The 23,000-nt window shown below is 72.3% G+C and carries 18 protein-coding genes and 2 pseudogenes; 4 read left to right on the forward strand and 16 right to left on the reverse strand.

All coding sequences use genetic code 11. The features are described from left to right. Window positions 1-82: 82 nt before the first annotated feature. The 8 genes and pseudogenes from Q5694_RS02210 to Q5694_RS02245 form a co-directional block, all read right to left on the reverse strand. Entirely contained in the window at window positions 83-1,453 is a 1,371-nt protein-coding gene (locus Q5694_RS02210) for an NAD(P)/FAD-dependent oxidoreductase (RefSeq protein ID WP_333930562.1), read from the reverse strand. A gap of 219 nt (window positions 1,454-1,672) precedes the next feature. After that, window positions 1,673-3,400 carry a PP2C family protein-serine/threonine phosphatase gene (locus Q5694_RS02215; RefSeq protein ID WP_333930232.1) on the reverse strand — a complete coding sequence of 576 codons (1,728 nt, stop codon included), beginning with the start codon at window positions 3,398-3,400 and terminating at the stop codon, window positions 1,673-1,675. Next, window positions 3,397-4,014: pseudogene (locus Q5694_RS02220) on the reverse strand (SpoIIE family protein phosphatase); the annotation flags it as partial. The gene Q5694_RS02215 and the pseudogene Q5694_RS02220, both read right to left, overlap by 4 nt. Before the next feature lie 420 nt (window positions 4,015-4,434). Then, a pseudogene (locus tag Q5694_RS02225) lies at window positions 4,435-4,857 on the reverse strand (anti-sigma regulatory factor); the annotation flags it as partial. Then, window positions 4,857-5,297: an anti-sigma regulatory factor gene (locus Q5694_RS02230; protein WP_333930563.1), complete on the reverse strand. Its 441-nt coding sequence runs from the start codon at window positions 5,295-5,297 to the stop codon at window positions 4,857-4,859. The gene Q5694_RS02230 and the pseudogene Q5694_RS02225, both read right to left, overlap by 1 nt. Further along, window positions 5,297-5,716, reverse strand: coding sequence for an STAS domain-containing protein (locus Q5694_RS02235; protein ID WP_333930233.1), 420 nt, complete (start codon window positions 5,714-5,716; stop codon window positions 5,297-5,299). Before Q5694_RS02235 ends, Q5694_RS02230 begins: the two co-directional genes overlap by 1 nt. Beyond that, window positions 5,713-6,600, reverse strand: coding sequence for an STAS domain-containing protein (locus tag Q5694_RS02240; RefSeq protein WP_333930234.1), 888 nt, complete (start codon window positions 6,598-6,600; stop codon window positions 5,713-5,715). The genes Q5694_RS02235 and Q5694_RS02240 overlap by 4 nt, the downstream gene beginning before the upstream one ends. A 264-nt stretch (window positions 6,601-6,864) precedes the next feature. Continuing rightward, entirely contained in the window at window positions 6,865-7,257 is a 393-nt protein-coding gene (locus Q5694_RS02245) for an STAS domain-containing protein (protein ID WP_333930235.1), read from the reverse strand. 347 nt (window positions 7,258-7,604) lie between these two features. Here Q5694_RS02245 and Q5694_RS02250 point away from each other — a divergent pair, with 347 nt between their 5' ends. After that, window positions 7,605-7,976: a PRC-barrel domain containing protein gene (locus tag Q5694_RS02250; protein ID WP_333930236.1), complete on the forward strand. Its 372-nt coding sequence runs from the start codon at window positions 7,605-7,607 to the stop codon at window positions 7,974-7,976. Between the two features lie 199 nt (window positions 7,977-8,175). On the opposite strand, the gene Q5694_RS02255 is transcribed toward Q5694_RS02250, so the two are convergent. Both Q5694_RS02255 and Q5694_RS02260 read right to left on the reverse strand, forming a co-directional pair. Continuing rightward, the gene (locus Q5694_RS02255; protein ID WP_333930237.1) at window positions 8,176-8,610 is read right to left on the reverse strand and encodes an ATP-binding protein; all 435 of its coding nucleotides are present in this window, start codon (window positions 8,608-8,610) and stop codon (window positions 8,176-8,178) included. 117 nt (window positions 8,611-8,727) lie between these two features. Continuing rightward, a complete protein-coding gene (locus tag Q5694_RS02260) occupies window positions 8,728-10,626 on the reverse strand; it encodes an AMP-dependent synthetase/ligase (RefSeq protein ID WP_333930238.1) in 1,899 nt (632 codons plus the stop codon). A gap of 151 nt (window positions 10,627-10,777) precedes the next feature. Between Q5694_RS02260 and Q5694_RS02265 the strand changes: the two genes are divergently transcribed. Continuing rightward, the gene (locus tag Q5694_RS02265; RefSeq protein WP_333930239.1) at window positions 10,778-11,011 is read left to right on the forward strand and encodes a DUF6480 family protein; all 234 of its coding nucleotides are present in this window, start codon (window positions 10,778-10,780) and stop codon (window positions 11,009-11,011) included. A 27-nt stretch (window positions 11,012-11,038) separates the two neighbouring features. Here the strand turns inward: Q5694_RS02265 and Q5694_RS02270 are convergent, their stop codons facing one another. The 6 genes from Q5694_RS02270 to Q5694_RS02295 form a co-directional block, all read right to left on the reverse strand. Further along, window positions 11,039-12,127 (reverse strand): glutamate--cysteine ligase 2, encoded by a 1,089-nt coding sequence (locus Q5694_RS02270; RefSeq protein ID WP_333930240.1) that lies wholly within the window; start codon window positions 12,125-12,127, stop codon window positions 11,039-11,041. A 111-nt stretch (window positions 12,128-12,238) separates the two neighbouring features. Beyond that, window positions 12,239-14,446: a 1,4-alpha-glucan branching protein GlgB gene (gene glgB / locus Q5694_RS02275; RefSeq protein ID WP_333930241.1), complete on the reverse strand. Its 2,208-nt coding sequence runs from the start codon at window positions 14,444-14,446 to the stop codon at window positions 12,239-12,241. Between the two features lie 3 nt (window positions 14,447-14,449). Continuing rightward, window positions 14,450-15,820 carry a maltokinase N-terminal cap-like domain-containing protein gene (locus tag Q5694_RS02280; protein ID WP_333930242.1) on the reverse strand — a complete coding sequence of 457 codons (1,371 nt, stop codon included), beginning with the start codon at window positions 15,818-15,820 and terminating at the stop codon, window positions 14,450-14,452. A gap of 28 nt (window positions 15,821-15,848) precedes the next feature. Further along, a complete protein-coding gene (gene treS / locus Q5694_RS02285; protein WP_333930243.1) occupies window positions 15,849-17,567 on the reverse strand; it encodes a maltose alpha-D-glucosyltransferase in 1,719 nt (572 codons plus the stop codon). Next, entirely contained in the window at window positions 17,564-19,561 is a 1,998-nt protein-coding gene (locus Q5694_RS02290) for an alpha-1,4-glucan--maltose-1-phosphate maltosyltransferase (protein ID WP_333930244.1), read from the reverse strand. Before Q5694_RS02290 ends, treS begins: the two co-directional genes overlap by 4 nt. A 73-nt stretch (window positions 19,562-19,634) precedes the next feature. After that, window positions 19,635-19,934 carry a DUF5133 domain-containing protein gene (locus Q5694_RS02295; protein WP_333930245.1) on the reverse strand — a complete coding sequence of 100 codons (300 nt, stop codon included), beginning with the start codon at window positions 19,932-19,934 and terminating at the stop codon, window positions 19,635-19,637. Between the two features lie 360 nt (window positions 19,935-20,294). On the opposite strand from Q5694_RS02295, the gene Q5694_RS02300 reads away from it, so the two are divergent. Both Q5694_RS02300 and glgX read left to right on the forward strand, forming a co-directional pair. After that, on the forward strand, window positions 20,295-20,807 hold the full coding sequence (locus Q5694_RS02300; protein ID WP_333930246.1) for a pep a2: 513 nt from the start codon (window positions 20,295-20,297) through the stop codon (window positions 20,805-20,807). After that, entirely contained in the window at window positions 20,804-22,963 is a 2,160-nt protein-coding gene (gene glgX, locus Q5694_RS02305) for a glycogen debranching protein GlgX (RefSeq protein ID WP_333930247.1), read from the forward strand. Before Q5694_RS02300 ends, glgX begins: the two co-directional genes overlap by 4 nt. The last annotated feature ends 37 nt before the right edge of the window (window positions 22,964-23,000 follow it).

Genomic DNA, 23,000 nt, shown 5'->3' on the forward strand with positions numbered 1-23,000 from the left:
GCCGTCGCACTCTCTCCCGACTCAGACCAAGATCCGCTTCTCAGCATGTCATGCCGGTGGCGGAAGGGCCCGGCCGCCCCGGCTACTCCCGCCGGGCGGCTCCCTCGATCCGCTCCCGCACCTGCTCGGGCGACAGGTACGCGTCCGTGTACTCGAAGTCCTTCAGCCGCGCCGGCTTGCGGGCCTGGAACCCGGTGCGCACGAAGTCGTCGCCGGCGACCGCGTTGAGCAGCCAGTTGGTCATCACGCGCGTCTTGGCGACGTTGGTGCGCAGGGCCGACCAGTGGTAGCCGCGGGCCACGGCCTGGGCGGGCAGGCCCCGCAGTTCGACGCCCAGCGGCTTGGAGACGGCGTCGGTGCCGCCCAGGTCGACGACCAGCCCCAGGTCCTTGTGCACGTACGGCGTCAGCGACCCGCCACGCAGCGACGCGATGACGTTCTCGGCGACGTGCCGGCCCTGCCGCAGCGCGTGCTGCGCGGTCGGCGGGCACACGGCCCCGTCGCCCTTGGCCAGGTCGGGCACGGCGGCCGAGTCGCCGAGCGCGAACACCCCGTCGTGGCCGGGCAGGTTCATCTCGGGCGCGACGGCGAGCCGGCCCTTGACGGTCTCGGCGCCGAGCGTGGCGATCAGCGGGCTGGCGACGACACCGGCCGTCCAGATCAGGGTGCGGGTCGGGATCACCCGCCCGTCGGTGAAGGTGACCTCCTCGGGGCCCGCCTTGGCGATGGAGGTGCCCAGGGAGATCTCGATGCCCCGCCGCTGCAGGATCTCCTTCGCGCTGCGGCCGAGCTTCTCGCCCAGCTCCGGCATGAGCTTGGGGGCGATGTCGATCAGGTGCCACTTGATCAGCTTCGGGTCCAGCCGCGGGTAGCGCCTGACCGCCGCGTGCGTCAGACGCTGCAGGCAGGCCGCGGTCTCGGTGCCGGCGTAACCGCCGCCCACCACCACGAACTGCAGCCGCGAGGCCCGCTCCTGCGGGTCCTGGCTCGCGTCGGCCAGGTCCAGCTGGGAGATGACGTGGTCCCGGATGTACGCCGCCTCGGCCAGGGTCTTCATGCCGAACGCGTGGTCCGTCAGGCCCGGGATGTCGAAGGTCCGGGTCACGCTGCCGGGCGCCAGCACGATGTAGTCGTACGGCTGGTTGACGATCTCGTCGGTGATGGTGCGGATGACGCAGACCTTCGACTTCAGGTCGACGCCGATCGCCCCGCCCGGGATGATCCGCGTGCGGTACTTCTTGCTGCGGCGCAGCGACACGGCGATCGACTGCGGCGTCAGCACGCCGGAGGCGACCTGGGGGAGCAGCGGCAGGTAGAGCTGGTAGGCGAACGGGGTCACCAGGGTGACGTCCGCCTCGTCGGGGGAGAGTTTCCGTTCCAGACGGCGGACGCACTCCACACCGGCGAAGCCTGCGCCAACCACCAGGATCCTGGGTCGTGTCACGGTGTTCATCCCTTTCTGCGGCTCCAGGCGGTCTGCCTCGAACGCCATTCGACTGCCCCTGGATCGCCGGTTCGCACCCTCTTCGATCCCACCGCGTGCCGCGCCGGTGCGCCAGCCGGACGGGGCAGTCAGACGAACGTGTCGATCACCACCATGCCCGCACCATGGCCGAAAAGCACCGTGCGGGAGTGAAGAACGCGTGTCGGCCGGCGGCCGCCGGAACGCGGCTCAGGACGCGGCGTCCCCGCGGACGTGACACAGCAGCAGACACACGTCGTCGTCCCGCTGGGAGTCGCTCAGCAGCGGATGCAGGATCCGGTCCGCCGAGTCCTCCAGGTCCGCGTCCAGCTCCTCGGAGCGGAACCGGCCGAGCGCTTCGGCCAGCCGCCCGATCCCCGGGTCTATGCCCTGGGCCCGGCGCTCCACCAGCCCGTCGGTGTACATCGCGAGGGTCGAGCCGGGCGACAGGCGCACCGTGTGGTCGTCGATCTCCTGCGTGAGCGGGATGCCGAGCATGGCGCCGGGTTTGGCGTCCAGGACCTGCACCGTCCCGTCGGCCCGGCGCAGCACCGGCGGCGGGTGCCCGGCCGCCGCCCAGGTCAGGGTGGGCTCGTCCGGGTGGAACCGGGCGATGACGGCCGTGGCGTACAGATCCGGCTGCAGGTGGTGCAGGAACCGGTGCAGCCGGGTCAGCAACCGGCCCGGGCTGTCGCCGTCGACCGCGTACGCCCGCAGGGCGGTGCGCAGCTGGCTCATCATGACGGCGGCGTGCAGTCCGTGCCCGGTCACGTCCCCGATGACGGTGATGAGGCCGCCGTCGCGTTGCGGGAACGCGTCGTACCAGTCACCGCCGATGTTCAGCCCGTGCGTGGCGGGCAGGTACCGGGCGGCCAGGCTGAGGCCCGGGGTGGCCGGCAGGTCCGTGAGCAGGGCCCGCTGGAGGGTCTCGGCGATGTCCCGGTTGTGCTCGAAGCGCCGGGCGTTGTCGATCGCGATGCTGGCCCGCCGGGTGAGCTCGATCAGCATCACCGCGTCGTCCGGGTCCCAGCGCGCTCCGGGCGGGGACAGCGTCAGCACCCCGAGCGGCGCCCGCCGCGTGGGCAGCGGCACGCACAGCAGCGGACGCCCCGGGGCGAGTGCCGACGGGGGGTGGTCGTCGACCCCGGGCAGCTCGCCCGGGTGGTCGGCGGCGTACTGGGGCCGCCCGGTCCGGGCCGCGACGACGGCAGCGGCCGGGTGCGGCGCCGCACTGTCGCGGTCCTCGTCCTGGTCGAACAGCCACACGTCGACGCTGCTGGCGTACTCCGGCACCAGCAGGTCCGGCAGCCGGCGCACGATCTCCTCGTGGTTGAGCGAGGCCGTCAGCACGGCGCTGGCGTCCGCGAGGAACGTCAGCCGGCGGCGCGCGCTCTCCGCCTCGTTGCGGGCGCGGCGCTCGGCGGCGAAGGCCTCGCGCTGGGCCCGACCGGCGGCGTCCAGCTCGGCGTGCAGGGCGAGGACGCCCTGGTTGGTCTGGTGCAGCTCCTCGCGGTGGAAGGAGACCAGGTCCTCCTGCTCGGTGAGCTTGTCCAGCACCACGGCCGTGTCCTCGTCGGCGCCGAGCAGCGCCTCCGCCAGGGCGGCGGGGTCCTCGGCGACGGAACCGTCCTCGGCGGCGCGGGCCGTCTCGGGGCAGGGGACGGTCACCTCCCACGGGGGCTCGCCCGCGGCGCACGCCTCCGGGGAGGGGGTGACCACGGTGCGCAGCAGCCCCTCCTGCGGGGATGAGCCCGCCAGGTCCAGGGTGAGCCGCCAGGTGCCGCCCTTGGTGAGGCACTGCCGCAGGTGGGCGCTGAGGGCGGCGGCGAGCCGGGTCCGCTCGACGGTGGGGACACCGTGGGCGGCGGCCAGGCGCGCGAGGGCGATGCGGGCGCGGGCCGCGTCGGTGACGGTGGTGATCTGCCAAGTGCGCTTCATGGAAGTTCCGGCGGGGTCGGAGTCAGCACGGCCACGGCGGTGTCGTCCCGCACCGGCCGGGCGGGACTGCTCGCGTCACGTATCGTCACGGCGGCCGTCACGGCCGGGTCGGCCGCCGGCAGGCCGGCTCCGGGCGGCGGGGCCCAGCGGCTGGGCAGGCCGTCGGTGTGCAGGATCAGCAGCGGATCGCCCGTCCAGTCGGCCTCCTCCTCACGGAGGGTGGTGGGCCGGTGGACGCCGACTATCCCGGGCCGCGCGAGCAGGTGCCGCCAGGTGCCGCCCGTGCGCAGCCTGGCCCCCACATTGCCGATCCCGGCGAACCGCAGCCGCCCGGTGCCGAGGTCCAGCCGGGCCAGTGAGACCGCCGCCCCCCGCGTGCCCTTCAGGGCGTCGTGCAGCCGCCGCAGCGCGTCGGCGGGGGAGAGGTGGGCGCACCGGTGCAGGGCCGTGACGGCGGCGGAGGAGGCCCGGGCGGCCTCCGGACCGTGTCCCAGGCCGTCCGCCAGCATCAGGGTGACCGTGTCCCCGGCCCGTACCCAGGCCCAGGCGTCGCCCGAGTACTCGGCTCCGCCGTAGGGGATGTTCAGTCCTCCCGCGCGCACACCGGCGAGGGGAACGAAACGTTCCCCCCGGGTGGCGTGCCGCTCGGCGGAGTGGTGCGCGGGCACGCGGCCGCCGGGCCCCGGGACCGTCGCACCGGCGAACGCGCCACCGGGCCGGCCGGCACCCCGCGCCGCACCGCCGGGCGGCACCGCGTCCCGAGGGGGCGTGCCGTCCGGTGCGCCGGCGAGCGCATCCGCGTCCGGCGCACCGGTGAGCGGATCCGTGGCCGGTGCGCCGGGAAACGCCGCGTGTCCCGTGGGGCCGCCGCAGGCGCCGGGCGCCCTGGACCCGGGGCGCCCGTACGGCGCCGGGGGAGCCGGTGTCCCGTGCCGCTGCCCGGCGTCGGGCGCGGCCGAGCCGGCGGGCAGGCCGGGGCTGCCCGCCGGCTCGGCCGCGCCGTACCGGATCACCGGCGGGGCTTCCGTGCCCCGCGGGGTCGTGCCCAGGCGGGCCACCGCGATGGTGCCGCGGCCGGGCGTGCTGTCCAGGGTGAACGTGTCGGCCAGGCGCCGGCAGGTGCCCAGGCCCGCGCCGAGCGAGCCGGTCGTCGAGAACCCGTCGCGCAGCGCCGAGGGGACGTCGCCGATGCCCGGGCCGTGGTCGATCGCGGCCAGCTGCACGACGCGGGACTGCTCACGCTCCTCGCGCGGCGCCGGGGCGGGCACGGCCTCGACGAGCAGCCGGCCGCCCGCGGCGTGCTTCAGCAGGTTCGTGGCGAGCTCGGTGGCGACCAGCGCCGCGGCGGCGGTGCGCCGCTCGTCCAGCCCGGCCAGCGCCGCCGCCGCCTCGGCGGCGGCCCGGGCGTCGTGCACCCGGGTCCAGTCGCGCACCGGGACGTCCCAGACGCGGGGCATCAGGCCTCCTCGCGCGGACGCGGCGGCTGTGCCACCCAGCAGGTCACCCGCACCGTCGTGCCGGCGCCCGGGGTGCTGTCCACGTCGAACTCGTGGACCAGGCGCCGGGCCCCGCTCAGGCCCATCCCCAGGCCGCCGCCGGAGGTGTAGCCGTCGCTCAGTGCCAGGTCCAGGTCGGCGATGCCGGGCCCTTCGTCGCTGAAGGCCAGCCGCAGGCCCTGGGCGCCCGCGCTGCTGACGCGCGTCGCCCTCATCTGCCCGCCCCCGCCGTGCACCAGGGTGTTGCGGGCCAGCTCACTGGCCGCCGTGACCAGCTTGGTCTGCTCCACCAGGCCGAAGCCGAGCTGGGCGGCGGCCTGCCGCACATGCTGTCGCACCCACACCAGGTCCATGTCGGACCGGATGGGCAAGCAGGCCTCGACGCCCGCGGCGGTGTGCATCACGGACTCTCCTGACGCGGGCCGCCGGCACCGGCCTGTGGTGACCGCCCCGTGAGGAGTTCCATGCCGGCCTCGGTGCTGAGTGCCGTGCTCAGACCCGGCAGCGTCAGGCCCAGCTCGACCAGCGTGATCGCGACCGCGGGGCGCATACCGGCCACCACGGTGCGCGCGGCGAGCAGCTTGGCCTGCGCGGCGATCTCGGCCAGGACCCGGCCGAGGAAGGAGTCGACGATCTCGATGCCGGAGATGTCGATCAGGACACCGTGCACCCCGGTGCGGGAGATGGTCTCCGCGAGGTCCTGCTGCAGCTGCTGCGCCGTGCTGTCGTACAGGTCTCCCTGCAGGGTGACCAGCAGCACGTCGCCGAGCCGGAGCACCGGAACGTGACCGCTGACGGGGCGGGTGTGGACGTCGTTCACCGCTTGACCGCGCCCGGGGTCACGATGTCGGCGCCCAGCTGGTGCAGGGCGTACCCCAGGGCGTCGGCGAGGCTCGCACGGGTGATGACGTCCAGGTCGAGGCCGAGGTGCACGATCGTCTGGGCGATGGCGGGCCGGATGCCCGAGACGATGCACTCGGCGCCCATGAGGCGCGCCGCGGCGACCGTCTTCATCAGGTGCTGCGCCACCAGGGAATCGACGGTGGGCACACCGGTGATGTCGAGGATCGCGAACCGGGCGTGCTCGTCGACGACGGCGTTCAGCAGCGTCTCCATCACCACCTGGCTGCGGGCGCTGTCGAGCGTGCCGATCAGCGGTACGGCGACGATGCCGTCCCAGAGCCGGATGACGGGGGTGGCCACCTCCATCAGCTGCAGCCGCTGGCGGTCGCTGAGCGCCTGCCACTCGCTGAGGGCGGCCTGCATCGCCACCAGCCGCAGCGTGCCCATCAGCACCGTCAGCGCGGTGGAGGACGCCCGCAGGTGCTCCGGCGGTGCCTGCTCCAGGTCGGCGGCCAGCAGGTTCTCCACGGGAGGCCGCAGCGCGGCCAGCTCACTGGAGACCTGGGTACCGGACAGCCCGGCGCGGGAGCGGGCCGCGCCCATCCGGGCCAGCTGCTCGCGCACTCCGCTGAATCCGGCGGCGTCCGGGTTCTCGACCTGGCCCGAGTCGGCCACCTGGGCCAGCGCGTCCACGATCGCCTTGCCCGCCTCCACCGCCTCGTCGCGCGAGACGGTGAACACGGTGCGGAACAGCGGCTCGTCCGCCCATCGCTGGGCGATCTGCTCACGCCGGCGGTGCAGGAAGTCCCGTACCTCGTGGTTCGGCCTGGTGAGCTGTCCGTCCGCTTCGTGCTCCGGCACCTGGTTCTCTCCTCATCCGCGTTGCGTCGGCCGCACCCGCTGCGCGATCGGGACGGCGCTGTGACACTTGCCGGGCGACAACTCTAACCACGCGCCGACCTCGTACGACACCTCATCCGGGGCAAGCGGTCCGGTTCGGGGAACGGTCGTCGGCCACCACCGGCGGCCGGCGGGCGGCGCGTGGCGAACAGCCTCCGGGCAGGCGGAACCGGGCACCGGCCGACCGGCCCGCGCCGGTGCCGTGCCCGAGGGGTGCCCGGTCGGTCAGACCTCCGGTTCCTCCGGGACCGCCGGCCCCGCGTCGACCCGGGCCAGGGCCTCGTCGACGCTCTCCGATATCGGCACGGTGATGCTCACGCCGGTCAGGTCGAGGATGCGCCGCACGGCCGGCGTCGGGCTGATGACGTGCACACTGCCCTCGGTCTTACGGGTCTCCTGGTAGACGCGCAGGATGATGTTCATCCCCGACGAGTCCATGAACGGCACGGACGAGAGGTCCAGCAGGAAGTGACGTCGGCCGTGGTGGAGTTGGTTGGCCAGATGGGCCTGGAACTCGGTCGCGGTGTCGACGTCCAGGTAGCCGTCGACCGTGATCAGGGCAACGTCCTCCCGGGGCAGTTCGACTTCCACGGACAGCGGGTTCTGGGCGAGGGGCACGGGTACCTCCAACAAGTGCTACGGCCTGGGTCGGTCACCTCTGGGGATGACCGCGGTGCGCGGGGATGCCGGTCGTTCTCCGGACTCGGGTGCCGTGTGTCATGCGCCTCCTCTCACGGCCGGGCTCGGATCTCACCGCGCCCCGCGATTACCCCGGAACCCCACATGCATGCCTGTGTGATGCGAACGAAATCCGGAACCACCCGGCGGAAGTCGTCCGGGTTGCCGACCCGATCACCGAATGCGCGTGCGCCAGGAGGGTAATTGCCGCTGTGGGACGGCAGGACGGGCGGAAGGCGTCCGCCGCCGCCCCGCGATCCGCACACCGCCAGGGAGGATGGAGCAGCGTGGCCATCGACAGAATCTGGTCGTACGCACCGGGCAGCGCCCACACCGAGGGGCAGGACCTGACCGGCTTCAGTGTCGCGGCGACCGACGGCACGATCGGGCACGTGGACCGGGAGGACGCCCCGCACGGCATGCGGCACCTCGTCGTCGACACCGGAGTCTGGGTCTTCGGCCGCAGCGTCCTGGTGCCGGCCGGAGTCGTCACGGGCGTCGACACCGAGGCGCGGAAGATCACACTGGCCTGCAGCAGGGCGGACGCCAAGGCGGCGCCCCGCTTCGAGACCGACAGCGAGACGAGGGACCCGCAGTACCTCACGGCTGTGGGCGACTACTACCACCGGCTGCCGCCGCGCGAGACGACCTCGGTCTGAGGTCTGAGGTCCGAGGGCCGAGCGGCGGCCCGGCGCACCCGTCGGTCACGGGCGTCGGGCGCCCGTGACGCCCGGCTTCCGGAAGACGCCGGACCGGCCGGCGGGGAGGACCGGGCGGGGCCCGCTCGTGCGGGGGCGCCCGGCTCACCGGGCGCCCCCGTCGCACGTGTCACCCGCCCACCGCTCCCGGGCGGGAGGCTCACCAGGGCAGGAAGACGTGCACGTCCTTGCCGCTGTCGTCGGTCACCACGCTGACCTGGTCGCACAGGGTGTGGATCAGGTGCCACCCGATGCCGCCGCCTCCGCTGCGCGGATCGAAGGGGCGGGGGGCGGGTTCGGTGGTGCTGGTGTCGTGCAGCACCACGTGCACGCCGTCGAAGGTGCGGCGCATCCGCAGCGCGAACGGCCCCGGGGCGTACTGGACCGCGTTGGCGGCCAGCTCCGTCACCACCAGCAGGATGTCGTCCCAGTACTCGGGGGCGGAGGGTGGGGAGGAGCGTGCCAGATCACGCAGGAACTCCTCCGCGGCCAGGCGCGCACCGGTCACGTCGTGCGGCTCGCCCACGAAGCTGTTCGTGCGGCTGGGGATCTCCTCGGAGGTCAGGGCGTCGTCTCCACGCGGCTCGGTTGACATATCGCCTTTCCGGCCCGGGCGCCAGCGAGGGCTGTCGTCAGGGCAGTCGTCCTTTCTCGTGCGTCGCCACTGTCGCGTGTTCCCATGGTGGCGAGGGCTACGCGTTCGCCACCTCGCTCAGCGGAACACATTGTCCGAATCGTCCCAATGTGACGGTTCGTCCCTGGCGTTCGGCCGCCCCGGACGCCTGCGCGACGCGTACATCGCGTCGATGTCCGACGCGTGGTGCCGCACGATCTCGTCACGGCGCAGCTTCATGGATGGTGTCAGCAACCCGTTCGTCACGTCGAACGGCTCGGGCAGCACCCGGAACACCCGGATGGACTCGGACGGCGAGACGGAACTGTTCGCCGCGGCCACGGCCCGCGCGACCTCCTCGCGCAGCGCGTTCTCCTCCCGGGCCTCGCGCAGCTCGCCCTGCAGGGCCAGCGCCGCCCGCCAGTGGGCCAGGAAGTCCGGGTCCAGCGTGATCAGGGCGCCGACACAGGGCCGGTTGTCGCCCACCACGACCGCCTGGTGGATGAGGGGGTGCATGCGCAGCCGCTGCTCCAGGGCCGCCGGGGCGACGCTCTTGCCGCTGCTGGTGATGATGATGTCCTTCTTGCGGCCGGTGATCGTGAGATAGCCCTCCGGATCCAGCCGCCCGAGGTCCCCGGTGGCCAGCCAGCCACCGCGCAGGGCGGCGCGGGTCGCGGCGTCGTCGCCCACGTACCCCTGGAACACCGACGGCCCGCGCACCAGGATCTCCCCGTCCTCGGCCACCCGGATCTCCATGCCCGGCAGGGCCTGCCCCACGGTCCCGGACTTCTCCCGGCCGAGCGGCTGCATCGTGACCCCGCCGGCGGTCTCCGTCAGGCCGTACCCGTCGTGGACGTAGATGCCGATGCCCTCGTAGAACAGCGACAGGTCGCGGCTGAGGGGCGAACCGCCGGACGTGGCCCGCTGCACCCGGCCGCCGAGCGCGGCCCGCAGCCTGCGGTAGACCGTGCGCTCGTACAGGGCGTGCTGCAGGCGCAGGTCGAGCGTGGGCCCGCGCCCCCGGCCGAGCCGCCGGCGCTCCAGGGCCGCAGCGAAGTCGCGCGCGGTCGCCGCGGCCCGCTCGAACAGCGCGCCGTGACCGCCCTGCTGCGCGACGCGCAGGAAGTTCTTGTAGATCTTCTCCAGGACCGAGGGGACCGCGTACAGGTACGTCGGCCGGAACGAGCGCAGCGCGGCGGCCAGCGCCTCCCCGCTCAGATCCGACTGGTGCCCCATGAGCAGCCCGCCGCGCACGCACAGTCCCTGGATCATCAGCCCGTACACGTGGGAGAACGGCAGGAAGGCCAGCACCGACCCCTGCTCCCCGCGTGGGGCCGCGGTGTGGCCCCAGCCCGCCAGCAGGGTGTCGCAGGGAGCGGCCAGGTTGCGGTGGCTGAGGGCACATCCCATCGGACGGCCGGAGGTACCGGAGGTGTAGGCGATCACGGCGGTGGAGTCCGGCAGCACGATCCGGCGCATCGAGTCGACCGTGGTGACCGGCACGTCGTGTCCGCGCGCCGCCAGCTGCTCCAGCGCACCCGCGTCCAGCTGCCACACGTGCCGCAGCAGCGGCAGCGAGGCGCACACCGAGCCGACGGTCATGACGCCCTGCTCGTCCTCGACGACCACGGCCACGCAGCCGGCGTCCCGCAGGATCCACTCCACCTGGTCGCGCGAGGAGGTCGGGTAGACCGGGACGACCTCGGCGCCGACGGCCCACAGCGCGTAGCACAGGACCGTCCACTCGTAGCGGGTGCGGGCCATGATGGCCACCCGATGGCCGGGGGCGAGGCCGGCGGCGATCAGCCCCTTGGCCGTGTCCACCACCTGCTCGCGCAGCTCGATCGCGGTGATCTCCTCCCAGGTGGTGGAGGCCGGATCGGCGCGGCGGGCCAGCAGGGGCCGGGCGGGTTCGCGGTCCGCCGTCTCGAAGACGCTGTCGGCGAGGCCGCCGGTGAGGGACGGCGCGGCAGGTGGAGCGAGGGCGAGGTCGCGCATGCACTGCTCCTGACATGTACGTGGTGTCACCGTGCCGACGGTCACCGTCATCGGCGGTGCTCGAATGTAGTCCAGGCAGGAGCTTTCGGGGTCGGAAAATACGGAAGTGGGTCCGCTGATGATCCTGGCGTGATCGGGGGACCCGGACGGCATGAGTCACTACAGTCCCGATCCCGAGCCCGAGCGCAGTACAGGTCTGGAACCCGGCGGCGGTGTGCCGCCGGGCGAGACCCCGCCCGCGGAGAGCAGCATGCCGGAGGCGCTGCCCCTGGAGACGCACAACCCGACCAAGGGGTGGGCCAAGGGGCCGCTGGCCGTGATCATCATCGTCTCGGTGCTGATCGCGGCGTTCTTCCTGGCCTACGCCCTCGTCCTGATCCTCTGAGCCGCCGGCCGCCCGAGCCGGGACGTCTCACCCCTGCGTGTGCCGCACGCACTCCGTGACGACGTCCCGCAGGCTCCCCGTGCGCTCCATCAGCTCGCGCTGCACCCGGGCGCCGTTGCCTTCGCGCAGCAGCTCCTCGCAGGCGGCCCGGGCCTGGTCCAGGTCACCGGTGCTGTCGAGGGCCTCCTCGACGTGGTCGAGCAGCGCGCGCACGACGGTCTCGGCCGGCATGCGGCGCATGGTCGCCGGGTGCAGCAGCTCGCCCGTCAGCCCGCACCGGGCGGCCTGCCAGTCGGCCAGCCGCAGCAGGCTGACGCCGTGGTCGAGCGGCTCGGTCCCGGCCCGCCACTCCCGCGCGGCGGTCTCCACCAGCCCGCGTACGAGCGTGGCGATCAGCACGGCCGTGCCGGAGTGCAGGCAGACGTCCGAGACCCGGAACTCCACGGTGGGGTAGCTGCGTGACAGCCGGGCGTCGAAGTAGATCATCCCGTCGTCGAGGATCGCGCCGGTGGCCACCATGTCCGCGACCTGCCGGTGGTACCGCTCCGCGGAGCCGAACAGCTCGGTGGGGCCCGCCGACGGCCAGCGCAGCCACACCCGGCTGCGGTAGCTGCTGTACCCGGTGTCCTTGCCCTGCCAGAACGGCGAGTTCGCGCTCAGCGCCTTGAGCACCTGCACCCAGGGCCGCACCCGGTCGAGGACCGCGACGCCCTCCTCGTCGGACTCCACCGACACGTGCACGTGACAGCCCATGACGAGCTGCTCCCGGGTGGCGATGCCGTACTGCTCCGCCATCCACTGGTACCGGCGGTTCAGGCTGACCGCCGGGCTGACCGGCAGCGGGGAGGTGGCCAGGGCCGCGACCGTGCAGCCGATGTCACCGGCGTGCCGGGCGGCCTCCTTGCGGCAGCGGACGATCTCCGCGCGCAGGCTCTCCATCGAGGACTGCGGATGGGTGGCGAACTCCAGCATCTGCTCGTGGAGTTCCTTCTCGAACACGTCCTGACCGGCGTCGTCCTGCTCCGCCCGGGCCAGAACCGCTGCGGACAGTGCCCGCGGTTCCCCGGTCTCCGGATCGACCAGGAGGAGTTCCTCCTCCACTCCCACGGTGCGCACCTGATGCCCGCCCTTCTGTCCCTGTCGAGTCGTACCACCGGAACATCCCGGTGGTACGACCCCCTGTGCCCCCCGCGGGCGGGTGGGACACCTGGCGGGACGGCAGGAGTTCTACCCGGCGGCCGGCGTCAGCCACACGGTGGCCAGCGGCGGCAGCGTGATCCGCAGGCAGCCGTCCTCCGGCTTCACCGGGTCGGGCCGGGTGACGCCGCTGCCGCCGTAGCGCAGGTCGTCGGTGTTGAGCCGCTCCTGCCAGGGCACGGCGTCCCCCGGCACCCACAGGCCGTAGTCGTGCCGGACCACGGGGGAGAAGTTGGACACCGCCAGCAGCGGGTTGCCCCCGGCGTCGTAGCGCAGGAACGCCAGGACGTTGTCGTCGGCCGAGTCCACCGCCACCCACCGGAAGCCCTCCGGCCGGGTGTCGCACTGCCACAGCGCCGGCGTCGCGAGGTACACCGCGTTCAGGTCGCGCACCAGCTCGCGCACGCCCCGGTGGTCGTCCGCCGAGTGGTAGCCGTCGTCGAGCAGCCACCACTCCGGCCCCTGCTCCACCGACCACTCCGCCCCCTGCGCGAACTCCTGTCCCATGAACAACAGCTGCTTGCCGGGGTGGCCCCACATGAAGCCCAGGTACGCCCGGTGGTTGGCCCGCCGCTGCCACCAGTCGCCCGGCATCTTCGACACCAGGGCCTGCTTGCCGTGCACCACCTCGTCGTGCGAGATCGGCAGCACGTAGTTCTCGCTGTAGGCGTACACCATCGAGAACGTCATCTCGTGGTGGTGGTACTTGCGGTGCACCGGCTCGTGGGAGATGTACTCCAGCGAATCGTGCATCCAGCCCATGTTCCACTTCAGCCCGAACCCCAGGCCGCCGGTGTCGGTCGGCCGGGTCACGCCGCCCCACGCCGTGGACTCCTCGGCGATGGTGACCACGCCGGGAGCGCGCCGGTACACCGTCGCGTTCATCTCCTGCAGGAACGCCATGGCCGCCAGGTCCTCCCGGCCGCCGTGGACGTTGGGCTCCCACTGGCCGTCCTCGCGCGAGTAGTCCAGGTACAGCATCGAGGCGACCGCGTCCACGCGCAGCCCGTCGATGTGGAACTCCTCGCACCAGTACACGGCGTTCGCGACCAGGAAGTTGCGCACCTCGGTCCGGCCGAAGTCGAACTCGTAGGTGCCCCAGTCCGGGTGCTCGGCACGCCGGTCGTCGCCCGGCTCGTACAGCGGCTCCCCGTCGAAGCGGGCCAGCGCCCAGTCGTCCTTCGGGAAGTGCGCCGGCACCCAGTCCATGATCACGCCGATCCCGGCCCGGTGGCAGGCGTCGACGAAGAACCGGAAGTCGTCCGGCGTGCCCAGCCGGGCCGTCGGCGCGTAGAAGCCGGTGACCTGGTAGCCCCAGGACCCGCCGAAGGGGTGCTCGGCGACCGGCATCAGCTCGACGTGGGTGAAGCCCATCTCCTTGACGTACTTCGGGAGTTCCTCGGCGAGCTGCCGGTAGGTCAGGCCCGGCCGCCAGGACGCCAGGTGCACCTCGTACACCGAGAAGGGCGCCTCGTGCACGGGCCGGTCCGCCCGGTGCGCCATCCACTCGGCGTCGTCCCACTCGTAGTGCGAGGCGGTGACGATCGACGCCGTGTTGGGCGGCTCCTCGGTGCGGCGCGCCATCGGGTCGGCCTTGAGGAAGCGGTGGCCGTGCCGCGAGTGGATCTCGAACTTGTACGCCGTGCCCTCGCCGACGTCCGGCAGGAACAGCTCCCACACACCGGACGCGCCGAGCGAGCGCATCGGGAACTGCGTCCCGTCCCAGTGGGTGAAGTCCGTGGCCACCCGCACGCCCTGCGCGTTCGGCGCCCACACCGTGAACCGGGTGCCGGTCACGCCCTGGTGGGTCATGGGCTGCGCGCCGAGGGCCTGCCACAGCTGCTCGTGCCGCCCCTCGCGGATCAGGTGCAGGTCCAGCTCGCCCAGCGCGGGCAGGAACCGGTACGGGTCGTGCGTCTCGATCTCCCCGGCCTCGTACACCACGTGCAGCGTGTAGTCGGGGACCGTCTCCTGCGGCAGCAGGCCCGAGAAGAGTCCCTCGCCCTCGGAGACGAGGGGAAGGCGCCGGCCGCCGGTCACGACGCTCACCGAGCGCGCGAACGGGCGCAGCGCCCGGAACACCACGCCGCCGGGCACCGGGTGCGCACCCAGCAGCCCGTGCGGGTCGTGGTGGGCGCCCGCCAGCAGCCGCCCGCGGTCCTCCGCGCTCAGGGCGGGTGCGGGCGCCGTAGTGACCGGGCCGGACGGCTCCGGGATTGAGGTGTCTCGCAGGGCCACGGCTCAGTCTCCTCTCACGGCGAGGCGCTCGATCGCCGCCATCGGTACAGGCAGCCAGTCGGGGCGGTGCCGTGCCTCGTACAGCACCTCGTACACGGCCCGGTCCGTCTCGTAGGCGCGGAGCAGTCCGTGCTTCTTGCGGGGGTCCCAGCCGGCGCGGGCGGCGTAGCCCGCGCAGTAGGCCTCGCGGCAGCGGCGGGCCCACTCCGGGCGCCAGGGGCGGCGCTGCCGGGCGGCGTAGTCGAAGGAGCGCAGCATCCCGGCGATGTCCCGCACGGGGGAGTGGGCGCTGCGCCGCTCGGAGAGCGGCCGGGACGGCTCGCCCTCGAAGTCGATGACGAACCAGTCACGCCCGGCGCGCAGCACCTGCCCCAGATGCAGATCGCCGTGGATGCGCTGGGCGGGCGGGCCCGGGTCGCAGGTGGTGAGGGCGGCGAACGCGGTGCGCAGGCCCGGTACGTGGGGCTGCAGCGCGGGCACGCAGTGCGCGGCGGCGTCCAGGCGCTCGGCCATGGCCGACGCCGTGCGCGCGTTCTCCCCGGGCGCCCCGACCGGGAACGCCGAGGCCAGCGCGAGGTGCACCTCCGCCGTGGCCGCACCCAGCGCCCGGGCCTGGACCGTGAAGTCGTCCCCGGCGGCCAGTGCCTCCAGGGCCAGCGTCCAGCCGTCCGAGGCGCCTTGCAGGTAGGGCTGGAGCACGCCGAGCGTCGCGGTGAAGGGGTGCCTGGTCTGGAACCAGGCCACCGGCGCGGGGACGCGGTGGCAGCCCTGCCGGGCGAGTGCGCCCGGCACCTCCAGGTCCGGGTTGACGCCCGGCTGGATGCGCCGGAAGACCTTCAGGATGTACTCGTCGCCGTACACCAGCGAGGAGTTGGACTGCTCGGCGTCCAGCAGCCGCGGCACGAGCCCGGCGGGGACCTCCTGCTCGGGGTCGCAGTCGAAACGCAGCGGGCCCGCCGCGCCGGGCCGGCGCAGCCGCTCCAGCAGCAGCTGCGCGGACCGCGGATCGTGCAGGGCGTCGTAGACGGTCATGCCGGCCAGCGGCCCGTCCTGCACCTGCCCGATCCGCGCCCGCCCCAGCCGCGGCGCCGGGTGCTCCCGGACGACGAGGAGCAGCTGGTAGCAGTCACCGGCCGGGGGAGCGCCGCCGGGCGAGGGCACGCCGGTGTGACCCGCGTGACCGGCGTGCACCAGCAGGTGCAGGCACCCCGGGAACAGCTCGGTCATCGACAGCAGACCGAGGTCGGTGACGGGCCGGTCCTTGCCGGCGAACCAGCGCTGCCGGGGCAGCCAGTCGCGCAGCAGGGCACCGAGCGACTCCATGGGCTCGGCCAGGCGCGTGAGGTCCGGGCGGAGCGATGCGGTCTTCGGCATGGTCACGCCTCCTTTCGTCGGCGCACGCTCACAGTCGCCGGCCGATGCGGGATGCGACTCGAGTGAGCCGGAACCAGTAGAAGCCGTGGCCCCCGAGGGTCAGCAGGTACGGCAGTTCACCGATCGCGGGGAAGCGGACCCCGCCGAACAGCTCCACCGGGTGCCGCCCGGCGAACTCGCGCAGGTCGAGTTCGGTGGGCTGCGCGAAACGCGCGAAGTTGTTCACGCACAGCACCAGGTCGTCCTCGTACTCCCGCAGGAACGCCAGCACGGCCGGGTTGGACGAGGGCAGTTCGGTGTAGGAGCCGAGGCCGAACGCGGGGTTCTGCTTGCGGATCTCGATCATGCGCCGGGTCCAGTGCAGCAGCGACGACGGCGACGACATCGACGCCTCGACGTTGGTCACCTGGTGGCCGTAGACCGGGTCCATGATGGCGGGCAGGTACAGACGGCCAGGGTCGCAGGTCGAGAAGCCCGCGTTGCGGTCCGGGGTCCACTGCATCGGGGTCCGCACCGCGTCGCGGTCGCCGAGCCAGATGTTGTCTCCCATGCCGATCTCGTCGCCGTAGTACAGGATCGGCGAACCGGGCAGCGCCAGCAGCAGCGCGGTGAACAGCTCGATGGTGTGCCGGTCGTTGTCCAGCAGCGGCGCCAGGCGCCTGCGGATGCCGATGTTGGCCCGCATCCGCGGGTCCTTGGCGTACTCGGCCCACATGTAGTCGCGCTCTTCGTCGGTCACCATCTCGAGCGTCAGCTCGTCGTGGTTGCGCAGGAACATCCCCCACTGGCAGCCCGAGGGGATGGCCGGGGTCTTGGCCAGGATCTCGGAGACCGGGTAGCGGGACTCGCGGCGCACGGCCATGAAGATGCGCGGCATGACCGGGAAGTGGAAGGCCATGTGGCACTCGTCGCCGCCACTGGCGTAGTCGCCGAAGTAGTCGACGACGTCCTCGGGCCACTGGTTGGCCTCCGCCAGCAGCACGGTGTCCGGGTACTGGGCGTCGATCTCCTTGCGCACCCGCTTGAGGAAGGCGTGCGTGGCGGGCAGGTTCTCGCAGTTCGTGCCCTCGGCCGCGTACAGGTAGGGCACCGCGTCCAGGCGGAACCCGTCGATGCCCAGGTCCAGCCAGAACTTCAGCGCGGCCAGGATCTCCTCCTGCACGCGCGGGTTCTCGTAGTTGAGGTCCGGCTGGTGGGAGAAGAAGCGGTGGAAGAAGTACTGGCCGCGCACGGGGTCGAAGGTCCAGTTCGAGGTCTCCGTGTCGACGAAGATGATCCGCGCGTCCGGGTAGCCCTTGTCGTCGTCGGCCCACACGTAGAAGTCGCCGTAGGGCCCGTCGGGGTCCTTCCTCGACTCCTGGAACCACGGGTGCTGGTCGCTGGTGTGGTTCATGACGAAGTCGATGATCACGCGCATGCCCCGCTGGTGGGCGGCGTCGACGAACTCCACGAAGTCGGCGAGGTCGCCGAACTCGGGCAGGACGGCGGTGTAGTCGCTGACGTCGTAGCCGCCGTCACGCAGGGGCGACTTGAAGAACGGCGGCAGCCACAGGCAGTCCACGCCGAGCCACTGGAGGTAGTCCAGCTTGGCGGTCAGGCCCCTCAGATCGCCGACGCCGTCGCCGTTGCTGTCCTGGAACGAGCGGACCAGCACTTCGTAGAAGACGGCGCGCTTGAACCAGTCGGGGTCGCGGTCCCTGGCCGGGGTGTCCTCGAAGGTGTCCGGCACGGGTTCGTTCACGGTCATGACGCTCCTGCCCCTCCGTTACCTTGCGCGGCGGGCGGGGACTGGAGGTGGAAGACGTGCGCGGGAGCCCGCCCCGGCTCGAGGCGCACGTAGTTGGCCCGGCCCCAGTGGTAGGTCTCGCCGGTGAGCTCGTCGCGCACCGGCACCGACTCGTGCCAGTCCAGGCCGAGTTGCGGCATGTCCAACGAGACCGTGGCCTCCTGGGCGTGGTGCGGGTCGAGATTGACCACCGCGAGGACGACGTCGCTTCCGCTGCGCTTGCTGTAGGCGAGGAGCGCGTCGTTGTCGGTGTGGTGGAAGTGCAGGTCGCGCAGTTGCTGCAGCGCGGGGTGGTTCCTGCGGACGGTGTTGAGGCGGGTGATCAGCGGGGCGATGCTGCGCCCCTGGCGTTCGGCCGCCTCCCAGTCGCGGGGCCGCAGCTGGTACTTCTCCGAGTCCAGGTACTCCTCGCTGCCCTCCTTCAACGGCACGTTCTCGCACAGCTCGTAACCCGAGTAGACACCCCACGTCGGCGACAGGGTCGCGGCGAGCACCGCCCGCACCTCGAAGGCCGGCCGCCCGCCGTGCTGCAGGTAGGCGTGCAGGATGTCGGGGGTGTTGGCGAAGAAGTTCGGCCGCATGTAGGAAGCCGCCTCACCCGACAGCTCCGTCAGGTACTCCGTCAGCTCCTGCTTGGTGTTGCGCCAGGTGAAGTACGTGTACGACTGCTGGAAACCGATCTGCGCCAGCGTGTGCATCATCGCCGGCCGGGTGAACGCCTCGGCCAGGAAGATCACATCCGGGTCGGTGCGGTTGATCTCCGCGATCACCCGCTCCCAGAACACCACCGGCTTGGTGTGCGGGTTGTCCACCCGGAAGATCCGCACCCCCGCGTCCATCCAGTGCCGCAGCACCCGGCACGTCTCCGCCACCAGACCGTCCATGTCCGCGTCGAAGGCGATGGGGTAGATGTCCTGGTACTTCTTCGGCGGGTTCTCCGCGTAGGCGATCGTGCCGTCGGGCCGGTGGTGGAACCACTCCGGGTGCTTGTGCACCCACGGATGGTCCGGCGAGCACTGCAGCGCGAAGTCCAGCGCGATCTCCAGCCCCAGCTCCCGCGCCTGTCCGACGAACCACACGAAGTCGTCCATCGTGCCCAGATCGGGATGCACGGCGTCGTGACCGCCCTCGGGCGAACCGATCGCCCACGGCACCCCCACATCGTCCGGACCGGGGGAGAGGGTGTTGTTCCTCCCCTTGCGGAAGGTGGTGCCGATCGGGTGGATCGGCGGCAGGTACACCACGTCGAAACCCATCGCCGCGATCGCCGGCAGCCGCCGCGCCGCCGTGCGGAACGTACCGTGCGGCCGCTCCGCCGTGCCCTCCGAACGCGGGAAGAACTCGTACCACGACCCGTACAGCGCCCGCTCCCGCTCCACCAGCAACGGCATCGGCTCCGACGTGCTGACCAGGTCCCGCAGCGGATGCCGGGCCAGCACCTCGTCCACCTCGGGGGTGAGGGCCGCCGCCAGCCGTGCGGTCGTGGGCAGGGAGTCGTCGCGCAGGGTCGCTGCCGCATCGAGCAGTACACCGCGGCCGGCGTCCCTCGGTACGCCGGCCGCCGCCCGTTCGAGCAGTTCCGCGCCTTCTTCCAGCACCAGGCCCGGGTCGATGCCCGCGGGAACCTTTATGCCCGCCGCGTGCCGCCAGGTGGCGACCGGGTCGCTCCAGGCCTCCACCCGGTACGTCCACCGGCCGGCCGCGTCCGGTGTGACCTCGGCGCCCCAGCGGTCGCTGCCCGGGGTCAGCTCGCGCATCGGGGTCCACGGCCCGGGGCGGCCCTCGGGGTCCTTCAGGACGACGTTGGCGGCCACCGCGTCGTGCCCCTCCCGGAACACGGTGGCGGTGACCTCGAACGTCTCGCCCACGACCGCCTTGGCCGGCCGGTTGCCGGCCTCCACGGCCGGCCGGACGTCCCGTACCGGGATACGGCCGATGGCCCGGGTCTTCCTCATGGTCCTCACCTCCACCGTGCTCGAAAGCCGGGCCGAGGGCCCGGTCCTGGGGACAGCTGCGGCGGGAAGGGCGTCACCTTCCCGCCGGGGATCTCCGCTCCGCCACCGGCTGCCTGCGCCGGACCGCCGCGGCCGGGCGCGGCCGTTCGCTCTGCTCCTGCAAGTACGTGACGTGGTTCGTGCGCAGGTACCGCTCGGCCGCGTCCGCCGCCTCCCGCGCGCAGCGCTTGCCCATGATCACGCACAGTGTGTAACCGGAGTCCTCGAACGTGCTCCGTACGGTGAGGTCGCTCGGCGCCGCGAGCATCACGCGTTCCCAGGCCCGGTAACGGCGCAACTGCCGGGCGACTTCGGCTTTGGCGGGTAGCAGCATGGCGCCGATCACCTTTCGGGGCTCGAGGGGCACGGTCTCCCGACGGTCGGACGGCGGCCGCGTGCACAGCGACGCGGACCCGTGACGGCGATCGAGTTCTGTGACACATGGTGCACGGAGCATGACGCAACGTCTTGTTGGATCTTCAACGAGTCGTCGTCCGGATGGGCCGTTCGGGCCGCGTCCCGCTGCTCACTTGCGCAGGCCGGAGCCTCAGCTGTGCGCTCGTGTTGCACGAACGGAGCAGCACCCTCACGCTGAAGGTGACTCAGAAGCGATAAGCGCTCACGTTCTGTGTTCGGGGCTCGTTCCGCACACGCGGACGAGAAGGAATGGAGCTTCGCGGTGAGGAGCCGACCGATGAAGACCGCAGTGCCCTGCTACTACCACCTCGACGTGGAAGTCAGCCCCGACCGGGTGGGACAGGTCAGCCGCATTCTGGCCGCTCACCTGAGGTTCTGGGACCTGGACAACCTCGTCCAGCCCGTCTGCGGCGGTGCCGAGATGCTGCTCAAGGCCATCGACGAGCACGCCACGGACAAGAACACGTCGATCGAGATGTGGTGGAACGGGCAGCACCTGATCACCGCCATCGGTGACCACGACCGCGCCCTGCGTCCCGACCAGGAACTGAAGGGCTGCCTGGAGCACCTCGCCGCGATGAGCGACGGCTGGGGCTGCTGCGCCACCGAGACCGGCAGCAAGGTCATCTGGTTCTCGCAGCGCGCCCGCGCCGGTGAGCGCGTGCCGCTGGTGCCGACCGCGCCCGCCCCGCGCGAGAGCGAGGGCCTGGACGTGCCCCGCGAGGTCCCGCTCACCAGGCTGGCCGGTCCGGCCGGCATCCCGGCCGAGGTCCTGGAGGACGCCCGGTGACCCGCAGGCAGGAACGGAAAGGGGTGTCCGCCTGGGGCGGGCGCCCCTACCCGCTGGGTGCCGACTTCGACGGGGAGGGCACGAACTTCGCGCTGTTCAGCGAGGTCGCCGAGCGCGTCGAGCTGGTCCTCGTCGACGACGACGGCACCCACACCCGGGTACCGCTGAACGAGGTCGACGGCTTCGTCTGGCACGGCTACGTGCCCGGCGTCGGCCCGGGCCAGCGCTACGGCTACCGCGTGCACGGGCCGTGGGCCCCGAACGCCGGCCACCGCTGCAACCCGGCCAAGCTGCTGCTCGACCCGTACGCCCGGGCGGTGGACGGGCAGATCGACAACCACCCCTCGCTCTACGAACGCAACCCCGACGGCCCCGACCCGGCCGACAGCGCGGGACACACCATGCTCGGCGTGGTGACCGACCCGGCCTTCGACTGGGGCGACGACGCCCGGCCGGGCCGGCCCTACGCCGACACGGTCATCTACGAGGCGCACGTCAAGGGCATGACGAGGACCCACCCCGAGGTGCCCGAGGAACTGCGGGGCACCTACGCGGGCCTCGCCCACCCGGCCGTGATCGAGCACCTGACCTCACTCGGGGTCACGGCCGTGGAACTGATGCCGGTGCACCAGTTCGTCCACGACGGGGTGCTGCTCGACCGGGGCCTGTCGAACTACTGGGGTTACAACACCATCGGCTTCTTCGCGCCGCACAACGGCTACGCCGCCCACGGCACCCGCGGCGGGCAGGTCGCCGAGTTCAAGCAGATGGTGAAGACCCTGCACGCGGCCGGCCTCGAAGTGATCCTCGACGTGGTCTACAACCACACCGCCGAGGGCAACGAGATGGGGCCGACGCTGTCCTTCCGCGGCATCGACAACTCCTCCTACTACCGCCTGGTCGACGGTGACTGGAAGCACTACTACGACACCACCGGCACCGGCAACAGCCTGCTGATGCGGCACCCCTACGTCCTGCAGCTGATCATGGACTCGCTGCGGTACTGGGTGACCGAGATGCACGTCGACGGCTTCCGCTTCGACCTGGCGGCCACCCTGGCCCGGCAGTTCCACGAGGTGGACCGCCTGTCGGCGTTCTTCGACCTCATCCAGCAGGACCCGGTGATCAGCCGCGTGAAGCTGATCGCCGAGCCGTGGGACGTCGGGGAGGGCGGCTACCAGGTGGGCAACTTCCCGCCCCTGTGGTCGGAGTGGAACGGCATGTACCGCGACGCCGTACGGGACTTCTGGCGCGGCGAGGACCACACCCTCGGCGAGTTCGCCTCCCGGCTGACCGGCTCGTCCGACCTGTACCAGCACAGCAGGCGCCGGCCCCGAGCCAGCGTCAACTTCGTCACCGCGCACGACGGTTTCACGCTGCGCGACCTCGTGTCGTACAACGACAAGCACAACGAGGACAACGGCGAGGACAACCAGGACGGCGAGAACACCAACCGGTCCTGGAACTGCGGGGCCGAGGGGGAGAGCCGCGACCCGGCCGTGCGGGAACTGCGCATCCGCCAGCAGCGCAACTTCCTCGCCACCCTGCTGCTCTCCCAGGGCATCCCGATGCTCTGCCACGGCGACGAACTCGGGCGCACGCAGGGCGGCAACAACAACGCCTACTGCCAGGACAACGAGATCTCCTGGATCGACTGGCGGCTGAACGAGGAGCAGCGCGACCTGCTCGCCTTCACCCGCTACCTCATCGAGCTGCGCACCGCGCACCCCGTGCTGCGCAGGCGCCGCTTCTTCCGCGGCGAGACGATCACCCGTGCCGACCAGCCACTGCCCGACCTGGTCTGGCTGGCGCCCGACGCCCGGGAGATGACCGACGACGACTGGCAGCGCGGCGACGCGCACTCGGTGGGGGTGTTCCTCAACGGCGACGCCATCGCCGAGCCCGACCCGCGCGGCCGCCGGGTCGTGGACGACTCCTTCCTGCTGCTGCTCAACAGCCACTGGGAGCCGGTCGACTTCTGCATCCCGGACGCCTCCTACGGCGAGCGCTGGACGGCCCTGATCGACACGGCCGACCCGGACGGCACCCCGGACGAGGCGGAGCACAAGGCGGGCACCGGCCTCACCGTCGGGGCGCGCAGCCTGGTCCTGCTGTCCCGGCCCTCCCGGGCGAAGGACGACGACCGGACGCAGTGACAGCGGCAGCAGGACGCCGGCCCCGCGGGAGCACTGC

Source organism: Streptomyces sp. AHA2, from assembly GCF_036857595.1.
GTDB lineage: Bacteria > Actinomycetota > Actinomycetes > Streptomycetales > Streptomycetaceae > Streptomyces.